We start from the raw sequence: 25,248 nt of genomic DNA, 5'->3' as shown, positions 1-25,248 counted from the left end.
TCGACTTATTAGCACCGCCCAATAAACCCGGTGGAAAGCATCACGCTAAAGACTTCAAACAAATATGTAATCGGAACGAAGTAACCCCCATATATCTCTGGAGAGGTCGAAATCCAGTAAGTAGCTAACGAATGATAGGTAGGGGAGGGATGGTATCAAAAGCGAATGCCCTTGGTAATGCAAGGGATATGCTGACAGATACTCGGTAATTCCAAAGAAATAGAACAAGTAGCAATGAATATATCTAAAACGCTGAATAAAAATCAGACGGTGGAGTGGAAAGACCTTAACTGGCGCAAGCTAGAACGGGTGACTTTTAAGTTGCAAAAGAGAATATTTCAAGCGAGTGAACGAGGCGATGTTAAAGCAGTTCGCAAACTTCAGAAGACCCTGATTAATTCCTGGTCGGCAAAATGTATTGCAACACGTCGGGTAACACAAGATAATCAAGGTAAAAATACCGCAGGTGTGGATGGAGTTAAATCTCTGACCCCAAAGCAACGAATGAACCTTGTAGGACGATTAAAGTTAACAGGTAAGGTTAAGCCTACTCGTAGAGTAAGGATTCCCAAACCTGGTACAACAGAAACCCGTCCATTAGGAATACCCACAATAGACGATAGAGCATTACAAGCGTTAGTCAAACTAGCATTAGAACCAGAATGGGAGGCACAATTTGAGCCAAACAGTTATGGTTTTAGACCAGGACGTTCCTGTCATGATGCAATCGAAGCAATATTTAACAATATCAGATATAAAGCTAAATATATACTGGATGCTGATATTGCTAAATGCTTTGACCGTATTAACCATAAAGCATTACTCTCAAAAATACATACTTACCCAAACTTAAACCGACAAATTAAAGCTTGGCTCAAAGCAGGGTATATGGACGGAAAGAAAATCTTTCCAACAAATGAAGGTACACCACAAGGGGGGATTATCTCACCCTTGCTTGCGAATATTGCCTTACATGGAATGGAAGAAAGAGTAATGCAATATGCAGAAACTCTACAAGGGAGAAAAAGGGATAACCGTTACGCCCTTAGCCTCATCCGGTACGCTGATGACTTTGTAATAATCCACGAGGATTTGAACATCATCAAAAGAGTTCAAGAGATAATTGCTGAATGGTTAAATGATATGGGACTGGAATTAAAACCTAATAAAACAAAATTAACCCACACCCTTAATAAAATAGAAGGAAATGTTGGGTTTGAGTTTTTAGGGTTCCATATACAACAGTACAAAGTAGGTAACTACCGAAGCGCAAAAAAAACGAATGGAACACCACTAGGTTTTAAGACATTAATCACACCCTCAAAAACCAAAATCAAAACTCACCTCGTCAAAATAGCTGAAATAATAGATACCCATAAAACCTCGCTTCAAGCTGCTTTAATTAGTAAGCTGAATCCAATTATAAGAGGCTGGTCAAACTATTACTCAACGGTAGTCAGTAAAGAAACCTTTAACAAGGTTGACTATCTAACTTATGACAAGTTGAGAGCCTGGGCAAGAACGAGGGGAAAAGGGAACATCAATAAAAACAAATACTGGCGAACAGTAGGCGACATAAATTGGTGTTTCAGTACAGAAAATGGATTAGAATTACTCACCCATGCTAGTACACCAATCGTCAGGCATACAAAGGTTAAAGGCAAGGCTAGTCCGTTTGATGGAAACTGGATTTATTGGAGTAAACGACGAGGTGAATATCCTGAGACTCCTAACAGGGTTTCCCAATTAATTAAGAAACAAAAGGGTATTTGTCCTCACTGTGGTTTGTATTTTACAAGTACAGACATTGTAGAAGTTGACCATATCAAACCCAAATCGTTAGGTGGAAAAGATACTTACGATAATCTGCAACTTTTACACAAACATTGTCACGACACAAAAACGGCTAGTGATGGTTCCTTAACTAAAACTGTTGAGAATTATGACAATCAACCGTTTTGAATCGTACCTATAACAAAGGTGGAATTATCAAGGAGCCGTGTGAGGTGAAAGTCTCATGCACGGTTCTGAAGGAGAGGTAGGAGTGGTAACGCTCCTATCGACTCTAACTGGATCTAGTTTGAAAATTCTGGGTCAACTTCCAGCCGGAGGGCGGTTGCAACTGTTAGATGACACGAGATCAGCAACAGCGCAACGGGAATCTCCCGGATATTTGAAACTGGAACTAATAGACCCGGAACCGAACCGAATTTATCGACTTCATGTTTTATTTCATAGTGACGAGCAAAATCCCCTCTGTTTTGCAATTTGCCCCCAACCTTGGATTGAATAAGGAGCAACCCATAAGCTAAATTTAGTCTGTCAGTTTAGGTGATCTTAAGTTAAAGTAGTTTAAGGTTTCAACCCTTTAACCTTTAAGCTTAAACGATGACACCCTCAATCCCTTTTTTTAGTCAATTATGGCGACGGATTGAAGCAGCACCCAAGCCAGTACCGGAGGATTCCCTGTGGCTACGGGTGTTAGTTCAATTGTTAGTGATTGCGGGGATTGTGGCAACGGATGTTGCTATTGAGGAACCCCTGAATTTATGGGCAATTCCTGTAAGTATCCTGGGGGCAACCTGGAGTTGGTTTCGTCGCCGCCATCGCAATGTGCCGATTAAATTTTGTATTGCGATTGGAATGTTAGTTGCCCTGGCTGCATTTTTTGGGCGACTATTTGGGGAAATGAATGATACGCGGTTAGCGTTAGCCAGATTATTAATTGAATTACAGGTTTTACATAGTTTTGATTTACCCCGTCGCAAAGATTTGGGGTATTCGATGGTGATTGGGTTGATTTTATTGGGAGTCGCAGGGACGCTTAGTCAAACGATGGCGTTTGCGCCTGTGGTGTTAGTATTTTTGGGGTTGGCTTTACCGACGTTAATTTTAGATTATCGCTCTCGGTTAGGGTTAGGAGATATTGAATTTAAGTCGAAAAAAACATCACAGCAACCGGGTAGTCAGGTAAATTTTAAGTTTGTTGGAATTCTTTTTTTAGTCGTAGTTGCTTTAGGATTAATTATTTTTACCGCTCTTCCTCGGTTCCCAGGATATCAGTTAAGAACATTTCCGGTGAGTTCTCCGATTAAAATGCCACCGGGACAATTTGATGGCAGACAAATTTTAAATCCAGGTTATGTGTCTTCAGGAAAAGATCAGAATAATAATTCCGGTGGGGGTGGTACTGGATTAAATCAGGAAACAGGAGCCGGAACGCTAAACGATACGTTTTATTATGGATTTAATACGAAAATTAATCAGAATTTACGCGGAGCATTAAAGCCTCAAGACGTTCTACGAGTGCGCTCACAAGCGAGGGGATTTTGGCGAGTCGTGGCTTTTGATCGCTATACCGGACAAGGATGGGAAATTTCTCGTAATGATAGAACAATTCCTTTAAGGCGTTCGATTTGGTCGTATCAGTTTAATTTGTTTCCGTTAATCACTCAAGCAAAAATGCAAGAAGTGGTTCAGAGTTATACCGTACTGCAACAACTTCCGAGTTTAATTCCGGCGATGGATAAGCCCAAGGAAATCTATTTTCCTACTGAGGAAATTGCTATTGATCCTGATGGGAATTTGCGCTCACCTTTGGAACTCCGAGAGGGAATGACTTACACAGTGGTTTCTCAAGTTCCCTATCGTAACCGCAATCAATTACAACAAGCATCAACGAACTATCCCAAAACTATCAAAAAATATTATTTACAAGTTCCTGAAGAAATCGAGGAGAAAGTCAGGAAAAAAACAGAAGAAATCTTAGCCAGCGTCAATCAAGTCGCCCAAAATAAGAAACCTTTAGATTCAACCTATGAAAAAGTTTTATATTTAGCACAATATCTTAAACAAAACCCCAATTATAAATTACAAAAGGAACCTCCATTTCTAAAGAAAAATGAAGATTTAGTTGCAGCGTTTTTATTTGGGTATCAAGATAGTCCTCCAGGAGAAAAAATCACCGGAGGCTACCCCGATCATTTTTCTACGGTTCTAACAATAATGTTACGTTCTATCGGAATTCCAGCGCGACTGGTCGCCGGGTTTAACCCTGGGGAGTTTAATTATTTTACGGGGTTATACGTTGTGAAAAATACTGATGCTTTTGCGATGACAGAGGTATATTTCCCTAACTATGGTTGGTTTGCATTTAATCCCATTCCGGGGATGGATTTAATTCCCCCTTCGGTGGAAGAAGACCAAACTTTTAGTGCCTTAAAAGCGTTTTGGAGTTGGGTGGCGGGTTGGTTACCTTCTCCCGTTGCGAATGGATTACAAGCGATTTTAGGAACGATAATTTTAGGAATACTTCAAGGAATTCGTTGGTTTTTTAGTTTATTTACCCAGGGAGGGTTAGGGATTTTTAGTGGATTAATTATTACCACTGTGATTGCATTTTTCGGGTGGTTAAGTTGGGATATTTGGCAGGGTTGGAGCTATCGTCGTTGGTTGGCGAAACTCCCTCCTGAAGAAAGTCTTTACCAACAACTCTTAGCGGTTTTAGCCAGTAAAGGTTATCCGAAACATCCTGCACAAACCCCGTTAGAATATGCGTCTTGGTTACAGCAATATCATTCAATTGCGGAAGCTGAAGTTATTGATGAATTGTCTCAAGGCTATATTGGTTGGCGTTATGGTGGAAAACCGCTTAATCTTGAGCAAATGCGAGAGTTATTGATGAATTTAAAAAGAGCATATTGGAGACGGCTCAACCATCGAAGTTGGCTTAAATACATAAAACGATGATTTTGTCAAGATCAACTTATTGCAGATCAAAATAGTCTCTGAAAATTTGGTATCACACTTCAAGGTAAATTCAGGAATGTAATATTATGATTACACGAAAAATTAGGATTTTAGACCTATGATTTTTAATAAAGCTATACTTCCCCAGATTATTTTTTTTGTATTATAGCACCAAACGGCGTAATTGCGTCAATAGTTGCAAATAGCTTGCAATAACCTCTTGACAAAATTTGCCCCAAAATTGAGATAAACTTTTAAAATTTAAAACAATAACTCTTTTGCAATAAAGTAAGCTTATGTTAAGTTCCCTACCCCAGACAAGATAGGCTATGAGTCTCTACTAAAATTCCGATAAAATAACAACCAACAATCTGCAAGTGTGAGGAACAATGGTGATGAAGCGAATAGTAGTAACGGGATTAATCAGTAGTTTTCTCTGGGGTTTACCCGTTCAAGCACAACCGACAACAGCTAATCCCTATAACTTATTGCAATATAGTCAACTGAAAATTGGCATGACCTATGATCAAGTCAAAACGATTTTAGGGTCAGAAGGACAACAAGATCGGGGGTTTACAAACAATCAGAACCCTAATTCCCCCGTAATTTATCATTGGATTAATGGAAATGGTTCAGCAATTAGTATTGTTTTTGATGCCGATAAAAAAGTAATCAAATTAGCGTCTTATAATTTAAGCCATCCCGAACATTTACAAGTAACAAAAGCTGAAGACGGAACGTTACAAAATTTATCCCAAAGTACCATTCTGATTGATCAATATAATCAAATTAAATTAGGAATGGCTTATGATGAAGTCGTTAAAATCATGGGTAGTGAAGGCAAAAAAGATGAAGAAATCAATCATTCTCCCCAGAACTTATCAGACCATCGTTATCATTGGTTAAATCCCAATGGTTCTCGAATTACCGTAATCTTTGATCAAAATCAAAACGTTACCTCGGTTTTGACCCAAAATTTAGACAACTATACAATTGGACAACTCGCACCCCCGAACCATCCAGAAGGGCCAACCTTAGCAACCCGTGAACAGTATTATCAATTGCGATTAGGAATGACCTATGAACAGGTGAAAGTGATTATGGGGAGTGAAGGAACCGTGAATACAGGCTTTAATCCCGAATTAGCAGAGAATTTTAAGGCGGCTTATGAATGGATGAACCCTGATGGAACCGGAATTAAAATCATTATGAGTGCTGAAGATCAAGTTTTAAGTATTTATAGTTATGGGATGGGTGTGGGACTGCGATAAGTTGCGACCGCTCCCATGCCAGAACCGTAACAAATTTTAAGAAAGTTTACATAAAACCGGAAAAGGTTGACAACAGCATAAACTGAACTGTGATTTGAGTAAACTTCCAAATCCGGGCTTTTTAGCTAGGGGATCAGCGAGTTTTTCTATTGAACTTTGCGCCTAAATTGGGGGTAAAGGAAATGGTAGAATACACTTTGCTACTCATTCTGCCTGAAAATATCAAATTCTTGTAAATGCTGTTTATGTCAGTTGGGAGAAGAGCGTTGATGAAACGATTGAGTCGCCTGTTGGCTGTGTTAGTTTTAATAGTGGGTTGTCTAGGATGGACTGGACATCAAAGTGCTTTAGCTGCAAACTTAAACGTGATGCAGTATGGAGTTACTTCTCCGATCTTAGCAACGGAAACGCCTCGGAGAAATCGTGTTGATGACAAGATGGCTAAGGTTCGCAATAAATTGGACTTAAATAATAGCGATCTGCGAGATTTTCGTCAATACAAAGGAATGTTTCCCAAGTTAGGGTCACTGATTATTCTGAATGCACCCTATGATTCCGTTGAGGATGTGTTGAAAATATCTGGTTTGACAGAACAACAAAAAGAAATTCTGCAACAGAATTTAGAGAACTTTACCGTGACTCCTCCTGAGTCTGTGTTTATCGAAGGTGACCAACGGTTAAATGTTGGGGCTTACGACTAAGCCATTTTTGGGATTCAGTGTCAGAATGTACGGATTATGTTAACGAGATTAAAAAAAGTTAACATAATCTCTAACGTCAGTTTAATCCGTTTAAATCTGTTATGGTTCTGGGGTACTGTACACCACTGGTACAGAGCAAAACCCTCATCCCTGACTTAAAACCAACCCCTCATCCTGGCACTGACCCATGACCGTTATTGAGACTTCCTTAACTTCCCACCTGCCCTTAGTGTTTGATGTGTTGGTTGTGGGTACAGGAGCGGCGGGATTATATACCGCCCTTTGTTTACCTGAACACTTGAAGATTGGCTTAGTGAGTAAAGATGCTCTACCCCTATCAGCGAGTGATTGGGCGCAGGGAGGAATTGCTGCTGCTATTTCAAGCGATGACTCTCCCACCCTGCATTTAGAAGATACCTTAAAAGCTGGGGCTGGGTTATGTGAAGTAGAGGCTGTTCAATTTCTAGTGAATCATGCGCCAAAATGTATTCATCGGTTAGTAGAATTAGGCGTAGCCTTTGATCGGCATCAAAGCCAGTTAGCCCTCACCTTAGAAGCAGCCCATTCCCGTCATCGAGTTTTGCACGCCGCCGATACAACTGGACGGGCTGTGATTACAACCTTAACTGAACGAGTCTTAGAACGACCTAATATTAAAATTATTTCTCCCGCCTTCGCCTTAGATTTATGGATGGATACCGACGGCCAACGCTGCCAAGGCATCAGTTTGATTCACAATCATCAGATTTATCGGGTGAAAGCAAAGGCTGTAATCTTAGCCACGGGGGGAGGAGGCCAAGTTTTTGCCCACACCACAAACCCAGAAGTGAGTACCGGGGATGGGGTGGCTATTGCTTGGAGAGCCGGAGCATTACTGAGAGATTTAGAGTTTTTCCAATTCCACCCAACGGCGTTAACCCAACCGGGAGCGCCGCGATTTTTAATTAGTGAAGCCGTCCGAGGAGAAGGGGCCCACTTAATTGATAGCCAAGGTCGGCGGTTTGTCTTTGATTATGATAGCCGGGGAGAATTAGCGCCCAGAGATGTGGTCAGTCGGGCTATTTTTAACCATTTGCAACAGTTACGTCAACAACCGGGAAATCATGGAGAACAAGTTTGGTTAGATTTACGGTCTATTCCCCCGGACAAAATCCGCTATCGCTTTCCGAATATTATTCAAGTTTGTCAACAGTGGGGCATTGATATTTTAAATCAACCCATTCCTGTGACCCCAGCAGCCCACTATTGGATGGGGGGTATTGTGACGGATACTCAAGGTCAAACTTCTATCCCTGGACTTTATGCAGTGGGTGAAACAGCCAGTACCGGAGTGCATGGTGCGAATCGTTTAGCCAGCAATTCTTTGCTAGAATGTTTAGTGTTTGGTGCTCAACTAGCATCTATTGACTTTCGTAACCTTCCGACAACGAAGGAAAAATTTGATTCAACTTTAGAAATCAAGCCAGTGATTTTGAGTGACTCCCACTGGGAGGAACACTATGCTAGAATTAAAACAATTCGATCCCACTTGCCCCATGTCCTATGGCAAAGTGCTGGGATTTGTCGCCAGTCTGATCACTTGGAGGAGGGTTTAACTCAGGTGAAAGCATGGTCTGAAGAATTTTTAGCTTTACCCATCAGCCAATTATTATCTCGTGTACATCCGAGTGATTCGAGTCATTGGGAATTAGTGGGCATTAAGGCACATGATTTAAAACAATGGGGAGAAACTCGTAACTTACTCAGCATTGGCGAGTTAATTTTGAAGAGTGCAGCGTTTCGCCTTGAAAGTCGTGGGGGTCATTATCGACAAGATTACCCACAGTCAGACCCAAGCTGGCAAGTTCATACTTTAATTCAAGAAAATCAAATTTGGAAATCACCGCCGGTTCCCGATTAAGTTCGTGAGCCAGAACCATCGCCATCTGGGGGTTTTCCCGTTTTAGGAGGAACATACTCACAAATTAAATCTGAGGGAACCCAAAAATGATGAAATTGAGAAAGATTAAGCGGGTTGGCTGGCCCAAACTTAAGGATGAGAGCAAAAAGCAAGGCAACACTTAAGGGCAAACAGCAAACCCCTGCCAATATTTTGAGTGTTAGGCTAGAAACCACAATCGTTTTACCCCCTAATTAAACCTTTAATCTTTCAACCAGGGCAGCCAACGATAACAAAACTGCCTTAATGGTTCAAGTATATCAATTATATTCCGTATTTACACTGAGTATTCTGGGAGAGTTTTTGACAATCAGCCCTATTCCCCCTGATATAAAGTCTATGATTAAAAATCATTACAATAATTATAAAATATTTTTATAATTTAACGTGAGTTCGACGGAGTTCGATCGCTACACCGTCCGGCTGACGCTCACAGCGAAGCCCCAAGCTGTAAGTGCTAAGGCTTGATCGAAATTTGCTTGTCAGTTTTAATGTTTATTTAAGGCGCGGGAAATTTAAATTTATTCAAAATGATAAACGGGTTGTTCAATGTCATACAATGATGGCTTTTCTGGTTGATAAGTATAAGCTATCATTCCGGCTACTAAATTCACCATAAAATTAGCTACACTTCGATGTCTTGTATGTTCAATTTGGCATAAGTTTTTCAGTTGATCGTTCACTGATTCTATTATACCTCTTTTTCTTAATTTCATTTTATCTGACCACAACATTAATTTATTTTTCATGTTTTTCTTCAGCCTAGTTATCAGTTGTAAACCTTTTTCATGTAATTGCCTAAATAATTTTTCCGAAATATATCCCTTGTCTCCAAAAATTTTCCCCACAATTCCTTCTGTTAATTCTGGGACTACTTTTCGGTCATCAACATTGGCAGGTGTGACTTGAAAATTTAAAATTTCCCCATAGTCGTTGATGATTAAATGTAACTTAAATCCAAAATAAAAGCCCATTGAACTTTTCCCCCATTCCGCTAGTCCAGCAAAGACTTTATGGCTATTTGCTCGATTTTTATGACAGACTTTTAAGGCGGTTGAATCGATAAAACTTGTTCCAGTTACCTCGCCTTTACAACAATACTCAAAGTAACAACATAGTGCTAATAAAGCATAAGACATTAACTCAACAAAACGATTATAACTGACTAAGTTAGGCATAGCTTTCGACCAATATGCCATTACTTGTAATCGGTAAAAGTCTTTAAATGTTCGGTAACGTGAACCATGAAATCCGATCAATATTGTCATTATTTCACTTAAAGTCAAGCGGGTTTTGGGTCGGCTTTGACCCACCACTTCTGGTAACAACATTTGTGCCAATAAGGGTTCAAATACTTGACAAAAGTCATCCACGTCACAAAAAACTTCTGTCATGTCTAAGTGTGATGCTCTGTGATCCATAAAAGCCTCCCTAATTGTCTAATATTTGCTGGTTACATCTCTATTTTCCCACGCTTACTGATTAGATCATCTGCCAAATAGCCGTCTGTTTTATCGCGATCGCCTGCCAAATAGCCGTCTGCTTTATCGCGATCGCCTGTCCAATAGTCGTCTGTTTTATCGCGATCGCCTGTCCAATAGTCGTCTGTTTTATCGCGATCGCCTGTCCAATAGTCGTCTGTTTTATCGCGATCGCCTGTCCAATAGTCGTCTGTTTTGTCGCGATCGCACTCCATCGAACTCACGTTAATTTAACATAAAACCGTCAGGGAAATTCTCTGTAGATATACAGTTGGAGTTAGCTTAGAGATTCGCAAACTCATACAAATTTTTTCCACTGCTCTTGGCTCGATACATGGCAGTATCTGCTAACTTAATCAGGGTTTCGAGATCTTGAGTATCCGTTGGATAAAAACTAATCCCTATACTGGTGGTAATGGAGAGATGATGTCCTTCTAAGACAGTTTCTTGAGTAATCGTATCAAGGATTTTTTGGGCGACTCTCGCCGCATCAGACTTACTGGGAATTCCAGGAAGAATAACAGTAAACTCATCTCCTCCTAAACGGGAGACGGTATCACTTCCCCGTAAACACCCTTTGAGTCGGTTCGCAACGGTTTTGAGCAGTAAGTCTCCAATATGATGTCCCTGATTATCGTTGACATCCTTAAAGTCGTTTAAGTCCAAAAATAACAGTGCTACCAAACGATTTTGACTTTCGGCCCATTCTAAGGATTGGCTTAAGCGTTCATTAAATAAGGTACGGTTGGGAAGTCCCGTTAAAGGGTCATGTTCGGCGGAAACTCGCAGTTCAGCATTTGAGCGCTTTAGTTCGGCGGCAATTTGTTTTAAATTATCTTCTAACAATTTGCGTTCTGTAATATCCCGAATCACCCCCACTAAAAATAAATTTCCTGCCGCATCTCGGTGTAGCGATCGCTTCGTCGCAATATAATGAGTAATACCATGAGCATCAGTTAATTGTTCTTCATTTTCCTGTTCCCAAGTGGTATGAAATGCCAGTTCATCTTGTTGACGGAAGAGTTCTGCTTCATATTTGGGAAAAAGTTCTTCATCACTTTTCTCCATTAATACATTTAAAGGATAACCCACAAATTTACAATAGGCTTGATTCAAGACCAGTTTTTCATGATCTTTATTCTTAACAAAAATGGGGTCGGGAATGGTATTAATAATACTTTGTAAAAATTCCGTAGAGCGTTTTAACTGTCCTTGTAAATGAGCAAAATGGGCAATAATCACCCCCGCAGACCCCACTAAAGCCAGATTAGCAGGAATCACAGGAATCCACCAACCCCCTAGAAAAGCGAGGTAAGTAGCTCCCGTTATCCCGATAGTCATTAAAATAATTAAACCCACAGAACGACGAGGGGATTGCAATTTCCAACTTAAGGCTGCACCCACCCAAGACCACCCGAAAATCCACAGCCATTCTAACGGTTCCGGCCAAACTTTAATTAACGTTCGACCGTCTAAAACAGAACTGATAATTTGACTAATTAATTGAGCTTGCAATTCTACCCCATAAATGGGTGCGGAGGCTTTAAAAACCCCATCACTATAGGACGTTAATTCAAAATCTTTAATACTAGCCGCCTTAGAACCAATAATTACAATCCGATTTTTAATCACATCAGGAGAGACACGATTTTCTAAAATATCTCGCATGGGAATACTGGGAAAAGTTCCCGATGGCCCTCGGAGGTTGACTAAAAATTGATAACCTCTATCATTAGCTCTGATGTAAGAGCCATCGTTAGGTTTAAACCGATTAAATACCGTATTTTTTAGTTTTAACTCATTAGAGTCTGGAGAATAAGACTCTTCTTTAATGCCTTGATATTTGAGATAAATTAAAGCCAACTTCAACGCAAAACTGGTGTGAGTTTGTCCATCTTCAGTATCACTATATAATAAACCTCTTCGGACTTTCCCATCAGCATCTCGTGCTAAATTATTAAAACCAATTTCTTTTTTATCTTTTAAAATTTCAGGAGGGCGAACTCCATCTTTTCGGTCAGTTTCTAATAATTCAATTCCAATTAAATTAGGAATTGTTTTAAAAGCTTTTTCTAATTCTGCTTGTCCGGGTTCGATGGGTAAATCTCGATAAATATCTAAACCAATAGCTCTGGGTTTAGCTGCATTAACTTTTTCTAAAAGTTGAGCAAGAATGCCATCAGAAGTGGGAAATCCATATTTTTGTAAATCTTGTTCATCAATGCCAATAATGACAATTCGCTCATCAACAGGTTCTAGGGGACGCCAACGAAAATATTGATCAAACAGAGCCCATTCTGAGGGTTGTAATACTCCTAAAAATCGAATCAGAAGCACAACTCCTGCCACACTAGAAGAAGTGGCTAAGACTCGACCTTCATGAGATAACCACCGTTTTAGAGCCGGGACAACTTGACGACGAGAACCCTTAAATCTCTTCAACATCTAATGAAACCATCCTGTTTCTGTATTGTATTAAAGTTAATGCCCATTCACCCCAATTTCAGGGTAATCTATTTACAATTAAAACTAAAATTAAACCTGGGAGTCTGTTAGATGTTGACTTCATCTGGTGAATCAACATTAACCTAACGCCTCCGTCTAAGAAGATGCGATGTAGAAAAGACACAGAACGAATTCGTCCCACAAGTTTTAAGTGATCAACCGTTATCAATATTTTAGATAGGGATAGGTTTTGAAATCTATCCCTGGTCTGCCAGATCCCGATTAACAACCTACCCAACTCGATGCTTAATCTTGATCAAAACTTAAAGTTTTGTTGTCCCTGATAATTTGATAATTCAGCTAATTTTCTTAAGGGTTGAATTCCGGGGTACAATTCCCCTTTAATTTCCCACGTTGGGAACCCTTTAATCCCCACTTCTTGGCAAAGTTGGGTTTGAGGATTTTTACCGTTAGCATCACATTCCACATAATTAATGATAGCAAACGCTTCCTTGCCAAACAGTTGCTTTTGATCATAACAGTGGGGACACCAATAGGCTCCATACTCCTTCGCGCCGATTTGGGTTAAGTGACGAGCTAAGGCAATTTCTGCTGGCCCTGATGTCGTCGTAATGGCTAACCCGACTTTTCCTTGACTCTCATCCGCAGAAGCAGGGAGATTGGCAACATTAACACTATTGTATAAACCTAGGGCTACAATTCCTGTAATCATGGCGACCCCCAAACCGGATAACCAAAGCTGACCCACATCCTCCCAAGTCTGGCCAATTAGGTTTAGAACAAATAGACTGACACAGAAAAGGGCTGAAGCAATACAGTAGGGACAAATCGCTTGAATTTTAAAAAAGAGCAGATACATTAAGTAACTGCTAAAACACACCATTGCGGTGGTGACGAGGAATAGCCCAAACCCGGTCTGAGTTTCCAACTTCTGGCGACGGGATTTTTGAGTGACCGGGTTGACGCTGAGAGGAGCAAGGGCTAGAAGCAGAACAGTTGTATAAGCTACAAGTCCAAACAAGGTTAGGGGTAAACCCAAGACAGTTGCATAAGGACTATTGAGCACTTCATTACAACCGGAAGTGGGACAAACCGCCGTCCCTCCCATCAGCTTAATTGCGGTTAAATAAATATTTTCGATCACACCCACAATTGCAATAACCGCAATAATCCTGCGTGACCAAAGATGAATCCAAGGAGTAGAACGTCCGCGCATAAATTCAGTTATCAGTTGTCAGTCATCAGTAATCAGTGTAAGAGCTAATCCGTGATCGGTAATACAGACGTACCCAGACACGTCTACCCTATGATCTTACTGATTACTGATGACTGGTGTTGGGCTGTCTTTCGTCCAAGGGGAAGAGGAAGCATGAGCCTCTAAACTGCGCCGAGTGGTTTCAACAAACTGACTGACTCGACTCGGATCAATGGGTTGATGAATGCGTCCATGGCGTTTCAGAGAACTGGACACAATTACGCCATCGGCTGCTTGCATTAGGGTTCCCACATTTTCCCAACTTGCACCACTGCCAATAAAAACTGGGGTTCCCATCGCAGCAGCACTAGCGAGTTCTAAGTCTTCTAAACTGGGGGGACTTCCGGTAGACCAACCCGAAAGAATCACCCCATCAGCTAAGGCCCGTTCAATGGTTTCTTGGACAGCCGTAGTTAAGTTAGGAGATCCTAAAGGGCGACCATGTTTAACTAAAACATCCGCTAAGATTTTGACATCGCAGCCTAATTCTCGCCGATAGCGTAAAAGCTTATGGGCGTGACCTTCAATAATGCCTTGATCTGTCGCCATGACCCCGTTCAATACATTCACGCGGATAAACTGAGCACCTGCACAGGCTGCAATCGCTAAGGAGCTTTGAGCATCATTCCGCAGGACGTTAATCCCAATCGGCAGCGTTACTAAGTTCATAATTCGCTGCACAATTAAGGTCATGGCACTGACAACGGCCGGGTCAACTTGATCTTTGGCAAAGGGGGCATCAAAAAAATTTTCAACGATAATGCCATTGACCCCGCCGGAAGCGAGAGCCGTTGCTTCCTGTTCAGCCCGGTCAATGACCGTTTTGAGATTCCCTCCCCAACGGGGAGAGGTCGGTAAAGGCAACAGGTGTACAACACCGATGATAGGATTTGGAGTTTTAAAGATTTGATCTAAGTCCACAGATTTACCTATGACCCCCAAAATTTTGCAGCTTTACCTCTATGCAGAGTACAAGCAGAGGATGGTGAGTCTCAAAATGAATAAAGACAGTACATTTTAGAATTCTATCTTAAACCGAGCAAGAGGACTCCCGCTACACCCTTCGGGTTAATGGGAGATCAATTGCGCGAGACAAAAATAAAACCCGGACACAAGAAATACAGTTTACATAACTTGATGGTTTGTGTAGATTATGTTAACTTAAGCAAAGCATTAACACAAGGTCGAACAAATGCTAACTTTAACTTACGAATACAAGCTAATACCAGATGAGCAGCAAATTGAGCTAATAGAACATACCTTAAACCTTTGCCGTTCTGTTTGGAATTATGCACTGAGAGAACGTAAAGATTGGTTAGCTTCTCGAAAATCACCAGTTAATGCTTGTTCACTCTTAACGGAATATATTATCCCGGCTGATACTCCCTACCCTAATTATCACAATCAGGCTAAAGCATTAACAGAAGCTAAAAAAACTAATGAAATACTTAAATCAGTAAATGCTCAAGTCTTGCAACAGGTTTTAAGAACTTTAGACCGAGCTTTTGCGGATATGCAATCTCAAGGATTAGGTTTTCCCCGCTTCAAAAATAGATACAGGATGCGCTCTTATGTCTATCCTCAAATGCTTAAAGATTGTTTTAAAGGTAATCTAATTAAGTTACCTCAATTGGGATGGGTAAAGTTGAGAAAGTCTAGGGAAATACCCGAAGGCTTTGAAATCAAACAAGCCCGAATTGTCAGGAAAGCATCGGGTTATTTTCTGATGCTTTCAATGCAATTAGATGTTAATATCCCTGATGTTCCGTTTCACGGACATCCATTAGGTATTGACTTAGGCTTAGATAAATTTCTAGCGACTTCTGATGGGGAATTTGTGAAAAGACCCCGATTCTTAAATCAACTACACCGTAAGCTGAAATTGCTACAACGTAGATTAAAAAATAAGCAAAAAGGATCTAATAATCGCCACAAGTTAAATCAAAAGATAGCTAGATTACATCAACAGATTTCTGAGACTCGTAAGGATTGGCATTTTAAATTAGCTCATCACCTTTGTGACCAAGCTCAATCAATCTTTATTGAAGAGATTGATTTTCGGTCATGGGGACGAGGGATGCTGTCTAAACATTGTCTGGATGCTGGTTTTGGACAATTTGTAACGATTCTCAAATGGGTCGGGTGGAAACGAGATGTATTTGTCGCAGAAGTTGACAAAAATTACACTTCTCAAATCTGCCCGAATTGTGGTTTACATACAGGCAAAAAGACTCTTGATGTTAGAGAACACCATTGTCCTGAATGTGGTTACAAAACCCATCGAGATGTAGCAGCAGCACAGGTGATCAGAAATCGTGGGATAGAAAATACGGTAGGGCATATCGGATCAGAAAATGCCTGTGGAGATGGTCTGACGGGGGTAGTAATACCTAGTCAAGAATCTGTGAAGCAGGAAATCTTAAATGTGAGTTTAAGAATCCCCCGTTACACTGTGTAGCGGTTAACGGCGGAGTGTGTCAACGTTAAAGTGTGGAGGTAGAGGGGTGAAAATTGCCCTAGTTCTGTTGAGCGTTCTGTTTGGGATTTTAATTTTAGTTGAGATCAGTCTACGGATTGGTTTTGGGTTCGGTTCTCCGGTGCTTTACTTAGCGGATACGGAAATTGGTTATTTATTGGCCCCGAATCAACAAACCCGTCGTTATGGCAACCGCATTGAAATTAATCAGTATTCGATGCGAAGTGCCGCGATTACTCCCATCCCTTCCCCGGAAACCCGGCGAGTTCTACTCTTGGGGGACTCCTTAGTGAATGGGGGATGGTGGACAGACCAATCTCAAACCCTGTCGGCGTTGATTCGCCAACAACTGCAAGCCCGGATGGGAAACCGGGACAATTGGGAAGTTTTGAATATCGCTGCCAATTCCTGGGGGCCACCGAATCAACTCGCCTATTTACAACGGTTTGGAACCTTTGGGTCAGAGGTGATTGTTTTGTTGCTCAATAGCGATGATTTATTTACTCAGCCCCCAAATTCTGGGGTTGTAGGACGTGATCGCAACTATCCCCATACAAAACCGCCTTTAGCGTTAGTGGAAGTGTTTAACCGCTATTTAAAACGGTCTGAACCTATTCCTCCAGCTAAACAACCTCAACCCTCTGATCCTGTCGCCTATAATTTAGAGAAAATCCAAAAAATTCAGGCGATCGCGACTCAAAATCACGCTAATTTTATATTAGCTATGACACCGTTATTACGAGAAGTTGGAGAACCAGGGTCACGGGATTATGAAATTAAAGCTCGTCAACGATTTAAACAGTTAATCCAAGATAAAAATTGGATTTATATGGATTTTTTACCGTTATTTAAAGAAACTGCACAACCCCAAAGTTTGTATCGAGATCATATCCACCTCAGTCCTTCAGGCAATCAATTCGTTAGTGAAATTATCAGTTATCAGTTAACAGTTAACAGTTCTCAGTGAAAGAATCAGTTATTAACTCTTAACTCTTAACTGATGACTGATAACTGATGACTGATAACTGATTCGGTTTCTGCTAAATTCCAAGCTTTACCATCTAAAGCCATTTGTTCAATTAAACTGGCTAAACGTAACGCTTTTAAAGCTTGCTCTCCGCCAACGGAAGGTTGATTTCCACCCCGAACACAACTCACAAAATGTTCTAATTCTGCGTGTAGGGGTTCAATATTACTGGTATAAACTTTTTCAATTAATCCATCTTGACGATAGAGAACTTGACCATAATCCGTGATATAATTCGCAGTTGTTTGCCGATGAATTAAAATTTCATTATTAAGAAAATCAGCTTCTGTTAAAGAATTTTTACAATGGGCAACAATAGAACGCAATTTGCGGTGGGTGACTTTACTACTAATTAAAGTGGCGACAACGCCATTGGCAAAACCCAGGGTAGCCGTGACATAATCTAAATAGCCAGAGTCGGAAGCGCGGCTGCCACTGGCAGTTAATTTAACAACGGAAGCGTTCACCAAATCCAACATTAAATCAATATCATGAATCATTAAGTCTAACACCACCGAAACATCATTGGCTCGGTTAGAATAGGGACTCATGCGACGCGCTTCTAAGGCTAAAACTTCTTCCGTTTTTAAGACTTTACTGAATTCTTGAAAAGCCGGATTAAACCGTTCAATATGACCCACTTGTAAAATCCGTTGATAATCAGCCGCCGCATTCACTAATAATTCCGCTTCGCTAATACTCGCAGCAATGGGTTTTTCAATCAAAACATGAACCCCTGCTTGTAAGCAAGCCATCCCCACAGGATAGTGTAAACGAGTGGGAACCGCAATACACACGGCATCCACCAAAGCCAAAAGATCTCGATAATCTTCAAAAAATCGAACGCGGTACTTGCTTGCAGTATCAAGCCCTCGTTCAACATTAACATCAGCAACTCCAACAAGTTCCACGTCTTTGAGCATACTCAAGACACGGGTATGATGCTGGCCCATATTACCGACCCCAATCACACCAACTCGGATAGGGTCAGGATGATGTCTCCCAGTTATAGCAGTCGAATATCCGACGGGCATCCTATTTTGCACTCCTCGATTCTCTTCCACTCCAGAAATTCTAGCCGAGTGGCTATTCTCTGGATGTAAATCCATCCAGATACTATCACAGCCTTCGGTTTTGTAAAGAAATTTTAAATAGGTATTTGTTGGGGGTTGATGGTTAAGGGTTGAAAGAAGAGTTCGTAAGCTGTGACTGTCTTTAGCCATTTCGGGGTATAGGCTTGAAATTACGCCGTTTCAGCCTACGGAAAATCAGGCTTTTTCCTTAAAGTGATAAAATGAGGAATAATAACAAGTTTGTTTTTAATGTTTAATTACCCCTATCTCCTGATTCTTTGATATGCTTGAATCATTTGTTGAGCGATCGCATCCCAACGATAATGATTTAAAGCATAATTTTGAGCATTTAAACCCCTGCGTTGACACTCTTGAGGGTTCGTTAATGCGGTTGCAATTAAAATTGAGATCTCATCAATGGTTCCATTTCCTACCCAACCTGCTTCGGCTTCTTCTACATCTTCCCAAATATAAATTCCTTTAGAAATGACCACCGGAGTTCCAACTGCCATGGCTTCAGCTACTGCAATGCCAAAATTTTCATAATAAGAAGGTAATACAAATAAATCGGCTATTGTTAATAATGCAGTTTTATTTTCTCCTGTAACAAACCCTGGAATAATCGTTTTTGGGGCTAAAGAAGATTGTTGAATTTGTTGTTTAATTTTAGTTTCATATTCAGGATCTTGAGGATTAGAACCTGCTAAAATAAACTGAAAGTCTAATCCGCTTGCTAAAACTTTTTCTAAAGCGGGAATTAAAATATCCAGTCCTTTCTTGGGTTCAATTCGAGATAAAAATAAAATAATCGGAACATTGGGCTTGATTTTTAAATGGGATAAAATGGCTTGAGGCGTTTGGGTTAATTGGGGTAATGTTACTCCTAATGGAATGATTAAATCGTTGGTTTTGACTCCAAAGCGTTCAGAGATTCTGGCTTCTTCATGACTGGTAAAATGGATAGCAGACGCTCCCGCAATATTAGGACGTTCTAATATTGCTGCATATAGTTTTTTTAACTGTTTTTTCTTGTTTAAATCAGCCGGATCTAAGGTTCCTAATGGTCGTAAAATATACGGTAATTTTTGAGAACGAGCAACCGTCGCTGCTGCTGAACTGATGGGAGAAAATAAGGCATGAATATGGGCTAAATCATATTCGGAAGCGTGTGTTTTTAACCAGGTTAATAAATCTAAAGAAAATTTATATCGACGAAAGGGAGAACAGGGAAAATAGCGAACTTGATAGCCATTTTCATTGACGGGTTGATCTAAGGGAACATCTAAGGGTGCTTGACCGCTATCTCCGTTTACATTTGTGGTTAAAACGGTGACATCAACTCCCAGTTTAGCTAATGCAGCAGAAAGACCCCGTACCATTTGACTAGGGCCACCATAAACTAAAGAAATTGAAGGAATAATTTGTAAAATCTTCATCGGTGGGTGTGGGTTGAGGGTTGATTTTTGGTGCATCCGCTTGGGCGGGAGAACCCCGCCCCTACGCACGCTACATTTTAACTCTATTAATGTTTAGGATTTTTATGGGTTTCTGTTGGTTTGGGGGGGTTTTTGGTGCGTGCGCGTTGATGGAACACCCTACGCTTAACTGATGATTGCGATCGCATCGGGAATTTCTTTTTCTACTCTTCGTAACCGAGGCATTCGATAGGCGATGAGGGCTGCCATAATATTGAGAATGCCAATTAACATAAATAATAACCCAATTCCTCGTCCTGCACCCACTCCGATAATTTTGCCAATAGTATCGGCTAACAGTCCATCGGGTTCCATCATCGGTTCTAAAACGCGATCTGCTAAAGGCCCAACGCTGATATGAGATAAAATTAAAAGCGATCGCTCAACAACACTTTGTAATGAAAAGATGCGTCCTTGTAATTCAAAGGGAACTTTAGATTGCCAAATGGTATGATTACTACTGACAATAAAAGGACGAGCAAATAAATAGCCAAACCCTCCAATTCCTGCCAAAATAACTGAAGGTTTAAACCCTCCTAAACACAGGCATAAACCCTGTAAACCCACTAACCATAAAATTGCTTTCATGCGGTTTTTGGGGCCACCCCAAACACTAACAGCAATGCTTCCGAGGAGCATTCCGCAACCGCTAATAGATAGAATTAATCCTAAATCTTTACTCGTGGCAAAACTTAATACTAACGGCCAGAATAAAATAGCAAGCATTCCTTCTGTAAAGTAAGTTATTGCAAAAAAGCTTAATAATTTTCTTAACCCCGGACGGATTAGAATATAATTCCAGGCAGAACGGGTTTCTTTCCACAGTTGTTGAAAGTTGAACGGTTGTCGTTGAGAAATTGAATGCTCTACTTTGGGAAAACGAACTAATAATAGTATTATGAACCCAAAAATAAAGGTTCCTGAATCAATGATTAAAATTGAACCGATGCCAATACTGCTAACTAAAATTCCAGCAATTGTTGGGCCAGAAATTTTAGCGATCGCCCTAGAAACTTGAACCATGCCATTAGCCCGACTCAACTCATTCATAGGAACAAGTTGAGGAATTGAAGCCATATAAGCGGGCCATTGGAACGCACCGCAAATGGAACTAACGGACACAGCAACGTAAATATGCCAAACTTCTAAACGCTGAGAAAATACCAACCCCATCAAAATTAATGTTCCGATGACCGAAATAATATCGTTGAGGATCATTGCCCCTCGACGACTAAAACGGTCTACTACCGCCCCTGCGAGGGGGGAAATTAACAGGTTTGGCAGATGAATAAAAACGGAAATTAGGGCAAACTGGGTAATGGAACCTGTGGTTTGATAAACCCAAACCCCCAAGGCAAATTCTGTTAAGCTGGAACCAAATAGAGAAACAATTTGTCCCAACCAAACCAGCAAAAAAGTTGGCATACGCTCTTTGTCCCGCAGTTTCATCTGTAATCGCTTGCTTATATTAAGTATTGTAAACACAGTTTGTCAATCTGTATCTAGCTTTTGGCTTGTTCATTCTGGTATATTGAAATCAAATCAGCTAGGTTTTAATTAAAGTGATCTATTTAGAAAGAGGCGCAAACCACTATTATCAGATTATTTAATTGTTATATCAATCCAGATTTTTAATTAATGAGTATGACTTATTTTTGAGTTATATTTTATACTTTAATAACTTATTGATATGCCCAATACATTATTCTTGGTTAATCAGCTTAGAAAACTATTTTTAAGTCAAGATGTAAAAGATTTTAACATAGGTTTACCTCAAAAACTTCTGGATATTGAAGATAAAAATAGATCCAACTTATTTTGTTGGAGAGGGCAGTTTTCCCCTCAGTTAATTGAAAATATCATGCTTGCCTATACGCCGAAAAACGCTATTATTTTTGATCCATTTATAGGCAGTGGAACTGTTCTATATACAGCAGGATGTTTAGGCTTAAAAGCATTAGGTTTTGAACTTAATCCAGCAGCTTGGATTTTAAGCAGAACCTATCAACTAATTAATTTAAAACGAGAGGAACGAGAAAAGATTATTGCCTCGATCAATCAAAAATTAGAGAATCTATTTTCAATATCTAGCTTTTTTGAGAGCCAATATTATCAACCCATACCAATAGACAAGTTTGAAAAAAAAATAAAATTTCTTTATGAAAACTTAGAAGGAGAGGAGAGCATTATTGTAGATACCTTAGTCATTCTATTAGATATCTCAGACAAGAGTAATTTAATGAGAGAAAAGATTTACAAAACCTCTTCTAAACTGTATGAATTAATTCGAGATATGCCTTACTCTGAAGAAAAAATTATCAGTTTTTTAGGGGATGCACGTCAAATTCCATTAGAAGAGGATCAAATAAATTTTGTGATCACCTCTCCTCCCTACATCAATGTTTTTAATTATCATCAAAATTATCGAAATTCTGTAGAATTATTAGGATGGAACTTACTGAAAATTGCAAAGTCTGAAATTGGTTCAAATCGAGCTAACCGAGGAAATCGATTTTTGACAGTCATTCAATATTGTTTGGATTTAGTCGCTGTTCTTCAAGAACTTCAAAGAATTTGCCAAAAGGAAACACGGATTATTTTTGTAGTTGGTTATCAATCAACGGTTTTAGGTGTTCCTTTTTATAACTCAGAAATTATTATTGAATTAGTTAAACAGTCTGGAGTTTTTGAACAGGTACTTACTCAAAAGCGTAAATTTAAAAATAAGTTTGGTCAAATCATCCGAGAAGATTTATTACATCTTATTAATAAAAAAGTTTATTTATCGGTTCAAAACTGGGATACAATTGCTAGACAGGTTGCGAAAAAAGCACTCAGTCAAGGATTAGAGGTGGTTTCAGAAAAAAATAAATTTTTTCTCCAAGAGGCAATTAATAAACTTCCTGATGTGAACTCATCTCCCTATTGGTATTAATAAATCCTCGAAATGATAATAGACCTATGATTAAATTCCCAACTCCTCATTATGATAAACTGAAAGCTTGTTTGAATAATCCTCAATTACCTCCTGCTGATTTGGAAGGAGTTCAAGAATCGCTAAAACAATATCAACAATGGATAAAAGCCTTAGAATCTGTAACACCAGGTCAAGCAGATACGGTAGAAAAATTAGTGGAGGAAACTAATCGCTATCAGCGTTTTATTGAATTGGATTTAATCTTTGATAGTTCTGACAATTTTCTATATCGTCAAAAGGGACAACTAAAATTGGATAATACAATTCTTGAAGAATTTCTTCCTCAATTGATATACAGAAGTTTACAGGGAATTGATGAATCCTTTGAAATAGGGCCTAGAAATACTTTTTCTGGGTTAAGTTTTTTGTCTTCTTTGGGAAATATAGGTCAGGGAGGTGAACCGAGTTTAAGAACGAAAAACCAAGATTTTGTTTTAGGAAAAAAATTATATTTAAAAACTGCTTTTGATAGTGGATTTCACAACTATAAGCTGCTTGAATCTCATTTAGGGTATGTTTGTGCTGAATGTAAAACTAATTTAGATAAAACGATGTTTCAAGAAGCAGTGGCTACTAGCAGAGATTTAAAAATAGCTGTTCCTGCTTCTTTGTATTTTTTAGTCTGTGAATTTTTAGATATGATGCCTGTTTCTATTATTTCAACACAGATTGATGATGTATTAATTGTAAGAAAAAATAAGCGTTTACCTGCTAATATTCGTCAGCAATATAAAACACCAGAATCTCGAAAGAGATATCGCCAATCCTATGCAGATTTTCTGGACTCTTCAAAATATTATCCTGATGTATTTCAAAGAATGATTAATAAAATTCAGATTTTAATTGATGATACAGCACCAGAAATTGATAAAATTTTAAAAAGAGGACATTTTTAAATAATCTCAATTAAATTTATAGCAATCCCAAATAGGTTGTGATAATTTAAAACTGATAGGAAACAGCTAGAAGTATTACCCTTGTTCCCTGTTCCCTTTTGAGCAGAAATTTTGGATACAACTCAAATAGGATTGCTATATTTAATTAAATTTATAAAAAACATCAAAAAATGGGAAATTACAACTTTAATGAATCAGGATATTATCTGATTTACTTCATCACGTTTTGTTCCCAAATCTCCACTAAATTTTTAATAACTCGATCCCAACTATAATTCCCGACGGATTTTAATCCTTGCTGTCCCATTGTTTTTCTTAATATCGGATCATCAATTAATTGTTTTAATTTTTGAGTAAAATCTTCTGGATCTTGAGGCGTATAGATTAATCCATTTTCTCCGTCTTGAACGTTCTCAACCAACCCACCCGCACGGGGAACTAACACGGGAATACCGGACGCAAATGCTTCTAATACGGTTAATCCCCTCGATTCTCGCTCAGATGTAGTAATATGAATATCGCTATTGGCATAAACTGCTGGAACCTGATCATAGGCAACACGACCGAGGAAGTAAACATGGCGGGTATATTTTGTTAAACCGTTGATAATTTCATCTTTCATTTGACCATCCCCAACAATAATAAAACCAACCTTTTCTAAATCAATTTGTTCTGCTAGTTTTGCCATCGCTTTTAACGTAAAACTCCAACCTTTATCAGGTGTTAAACGACCAACAAACACTAATTTGGTTAAAGGGTCTAATTCGGGTAAATTATAATATTTTCCAAAAAAGTTATCTTCTTTTAAATTCAGGTCAAACCGTTCAGCCTCAAATCCCGCTAAATTGGAATAAACCGCATTTTTAATTCCCATTTGGGGAGCAATTTTATAGGTGATTTTGCTGGTAAATAAAGTGATATCATAACTATTATAAATCCAAGCAAAAATGCGTCTGAAAATTTCTTGGATAATTTCAACGGCAAATTTAGGTAAAGGAATATAATCTTCTGCGTAGGATAGAAACCAAGTTCTAAAAAAGGCAATACAAGGAATTTTAGCTTTTTTAGCATAATCAATTCCAGCCCGTCTAAAAAATCCAAAGAATAGCCGTTCAGGTTCATCAACATGGATAATATCAGGCTGAAATTGTTCTAATTCTTTTAAGACAATCGAATAGGATTGAATTGAAGGATTACGCTCAAAATCAATTCCTAAAAACGATGTACTGGGTATATTACAAACCCGCACACCCGGTAAAATATTTCCCGTATACTCTCGCCAATTGGGGTAAATGCTTTCAATGGTGCTATAGTCGGGACAGAAAAATAACACTTCATGTCCCCACTGACTTAACCGTTGTAGTCGCATCATGGCACTGACTGTAACACCATCAATAACCGGAAGAAAACCAGAGGAAATAATTGCAATTTTCATTTAAACTGTACTGGGTTTAATCAAAAT

General features: G+C 39.4%; 20 protein-coding genes. 10 read left to right on the top strand and 10 right to left on the bottom strand.

The genetic code is table 11. The features are described from left to right. Positions 1 to 234 precede the first annotated feature (234 nt). The 6 genes from ltrA to nadB all read left to right on the top strand — a co-directional run bounded on the left by ltrA (position 235) and on the right by nadB (position 8,621). Positions 235 to 1,962 (top strand): group II intron reverse transcriptase/maturase, encoded by a 1,728-nt coding sequence (gene ltrA, locus NMK36_RS25035; RefSeq protein ID WP_254173914.1) that lies wholly within the window; start codon positions 235 to 237, stop codon positions 1,960 to 1,962. 55 nt (positions 1,963 to 2,017) lie between these two features. Further along, positions 2,018 to 2,293: a hypothetical protein gene (locus NMK36_RS25030; RefSeq protein ID WP_254174889.1), complete on the top strand. Its 276-nt coding sequence runs from the start codon at positions 2,018 to 2,020 to the stop codon at positions 2,291 to 2,293. Positions 2,294 to 2,388: 95 nt separating this feature from the next. Beyond that, a complete protein-coding gene (locus tag NMK36_RS25025; RefSeq protein WP_254174888.1) occupies positions 2,389 to 4,749 on the top strand; it encodes a DUF3488 and transglutaminase-like domain-containing protein in 2,361 nt (786 codons plus the stop codon). A 395-nt stretch (positions 4,750 to 5,144) separates the two neighbouring features. Continuing rightward, positions 5,145 to 6,020, top strand: coding sequence for a hypothetical protein (locus NMK36_RS25020; protein WP_139294978.1), 876 nt, complete (start codon positions 5,145 to 5,147; stop codon positions 6,018 to 6,020). 269 nt (positions 6,021 to 6,289) lie between these two features. Further along, a complete protein-coding gene (gene psbU / locus NMK36_RS25015) occupies positions 6,290 to 6,721 on the top strand; it encodes a photosystem II complex extrinsic protein PsbU (protein WP_072717982.1) in 432 nt (143 codons plus the stop codon). 187 nt (positions 6,722 to 6,908) lie between these two features. After that, on the top strand, positions 6,909 to 8,621 hold the full coding sequence (gene nadB, locus NMK36_RS25010; RefSeq protein ID WP_072717983.1) for an L-aspartate oxidase: 1,713 nt from the start codon (positions 6,909 to 6,911) through the stop codon (positions 8,619 to 8,621). On the opposite strand, the gene NMK36_RS25005 is transcribed toward nadB, so the two are convergent. The 6 genes from NMK36_RS25005 to btpA form a co-directional block, all read right to left on the bottom strand. Continuing rightward, the gene (locus NMK36_RS25005; RefSeq protein WP_139294979.1) at positions 8,618 to 8,836 is read right to left on the bottom strand and encodes a hypothetical protein; all 219 of its coding nucleotides are present in this window, start codon (positions 8,834 to 8,836) and stop codon (positions 8,618 to 8,620) included. The two genes, nadB and NMK36_RS25005, sit on opposite strands and share 4 nt — an antisense overlap. 345 nt (positions 8,837 to 9,181) lie before the next feature. Continuing rightward, the gene (locus NMK36_RS25000; protein WP_254172701.1) at positions 9,182 to 10,081 is read right to left on the bottom strand and encodes an IS982 family transposase; all 900 of its coding nucleotides are present in this window, start codon (positions 10,079 to 10,081) and stop codon (positions 9,182 to 9,184) included. A 32-nt stretch (positions 10,082 to 10,113) separates the two neighbouring features. Continuing rightward, the gene (locus NMK36_RS24995; protein WP_254172700.1) at positions 10,114 to 10,356 is read right to left on the bottom strand and encodes a hypothetical protein; all 243 of its coding nucleotides are present in this window, start codon (positions 10,354 to 10,356) and stop codon (positions 10,114 to 10,116) included. A 67-nt stretch (positions 10,357 to 10,423) separates the two neighbouring features. Beyond that, positions 10,424 to 12,586: a CHASE2 domain-containing protein gene (locus NMK36_RS24990; protein ID WP_072717984.1), complete on the bottom strand. Its 2,163-nt coding sequence runs from the start codon at positions 12,584 to 12,586 to the stop codon at positions 10,424 to 10,426. A 316-nt stretch (positions 12,587 to 12,902) separates the two neighbouring features. Next, positions 12,903 to 13,823, bottom strand: a complete 921-nt coding sequence (locus tag NMK36_RS24985; RefSeq protein WP_254174887.1) for a vitamin K epoxide reductase family protein — start codon at positions 13,821 to 13,823, stop codon at positions 12,903 to 12,905. 96 nt (positions 13,824 to 13,919) lie between these two features. Then, complete coding sequence (gene btpA, locus NMK36_RS24980) at positions 13,920 to 14,783, bottom strand: photosystem I biogenesis protein BtpA (protein WP_072717986.1); 864 nt, start codon at positions 14,781 to 14,783, stop codon at positions 13,920 to 13,922. Positions 14,784 to 15,054: 271 nt separating this feature from the next. Between btpA and NMK36_RS24975 the strand changes: the two genes are divergently transcribed. Both NMK36_RS24975 and NMK36_RS24970 read left to right on the top strand, forming a co-directional pair. After that, positions 15,055 to 16,320, top strand: coding sequence for an RNA-guided endonuclease InsQ/TnpB family protein (locus NMK36_RS24975; protein ID WP_072717987.1), 1,266 nt, complete (start codon positions 15,055 to 15,057; stop codon positions 16,318 to 16,320). Positions 16,321 to 16,366: 46 nt separating this feature from the next. Then, complete coding sequence (locus tag NMK36_RS24970) at positions 16,367 to 17,305, top strand: SGNH/GDSL hydrolase family protein (RefSeq protein ID WP_072717988.1); 939 nt, start codon at positions 16,367 to 16,369, stop codon at positions 17,303 to 17,305. A 26-nt stretch (positions 17,306 to 17,331) separates the two neighbouring features. Here the strand turns inward: NMK36_RS24970 and NMK36_RS24965 are convergent, their stop codons facing one another. The 3 genes from NMK36_RS24965 to NMK36_RS24955 all read right to left on the bottom strand — a co-directional run bounded on the left by NMK36_RS24965 (position 17,332) and on the right by NMK36_RS24955 (position 21,338). Then, entirely contained in the window at positions 17,332 to 18,399 is a 1,068-nt protein-coding gene (locus NMK36_RS24965) for a Gfo/Idh/MocA family protein (RefSeq protein WP_254175228.1), read from the bottom strand. Between the two features lie 302 nt (positions 18,400 to 18,701). Then, positions 18,702 to 19,874: a hormogonium polysaccharide biosynthesis glycosyltransferase HpsP gene (gene hpsP / locus NMK36_RS24960; RefSeq protein WP_072717989.1), complete on the bottom strand. Its 1,173-nt coding sequence runs from the start codon at positions 19,872 to 19,874 to the stop codon at positions 18,702 to 18,704. 165 nt (positions 19,875 to 20,039) lie between these two features. After that, positions 20,040 to 21,338, bottom strand: a complete 1,299-nt coding sequence (locus tag NMK36_RS24955; RefSeq protein WP_072717990.1) for an MFS transporter — start codon at positions 21,336 to 21,338, stop codon at positions 20,040 to 20,042. A 265-nt stretch (positions 21,339 to 21,603) separates the two neighbouring features. Between NMK36_RS24955 and NMK36_RS24950 the strand changes: the two genes are divergently transcribed. Together NMK36_RS24950 and NMK36_RS24945 are read left to right on the top strand one after the other, a co-directional pair. Then, entirely contained in the window at positions 21,604 to 22,848 is a 1,245-nt protein-coding gene (locus tag NMK36_RS24950) for a DNA methyltransferase (protein WP_072717991.1), read from the top strand. Positions 22,849 to 22,874: 26 nt separating this feature from the next. Continuing rightward, complete coding sequence (locus NMK36_RS24945) at positions 22,875 to 23,786, top strand: Bpu10I family restriction endonuclease (RefSeq protein WP_072717992.1); 912 nt, start codon at positions 22,875 to 22,877, stop codon at positions 23,784 to 23,786. Between the two features lie 211 nt (positions 23,787 to 23,997). On the opposite strand, the gene NMK36_RS24940 is transcribed toward NMK36_RS24945, so the two are convergent. Next, positions 23,998 to 25,221, bottom strand: coding sequence for a glycosyltransferase family 4 protein (locus tag NMK36_RS24940; RefSeq protein ID WP_254174886.1), 1,224 nt, complete (start codon positions 25,219 to 25,221; stop codon positions 23,998 to 24,000). Positions 25,222 to 25,248 lie beyond the last annotated feature (27 nt).

This window comes from Planktothrix pseudagardhii, assembly GCF_904830925.1.
In the GTDB taxonomy this organism is placed as follows: Bacteria; Cyanobacteriota; Cyanobacteriia; order Cyanobacteriales; family Microcoleaceae; genus Planktothrix; species Planktothrix tepida.
This window is presented reverse-complemented; position numbering and strand designations above follow the sequence as displayed.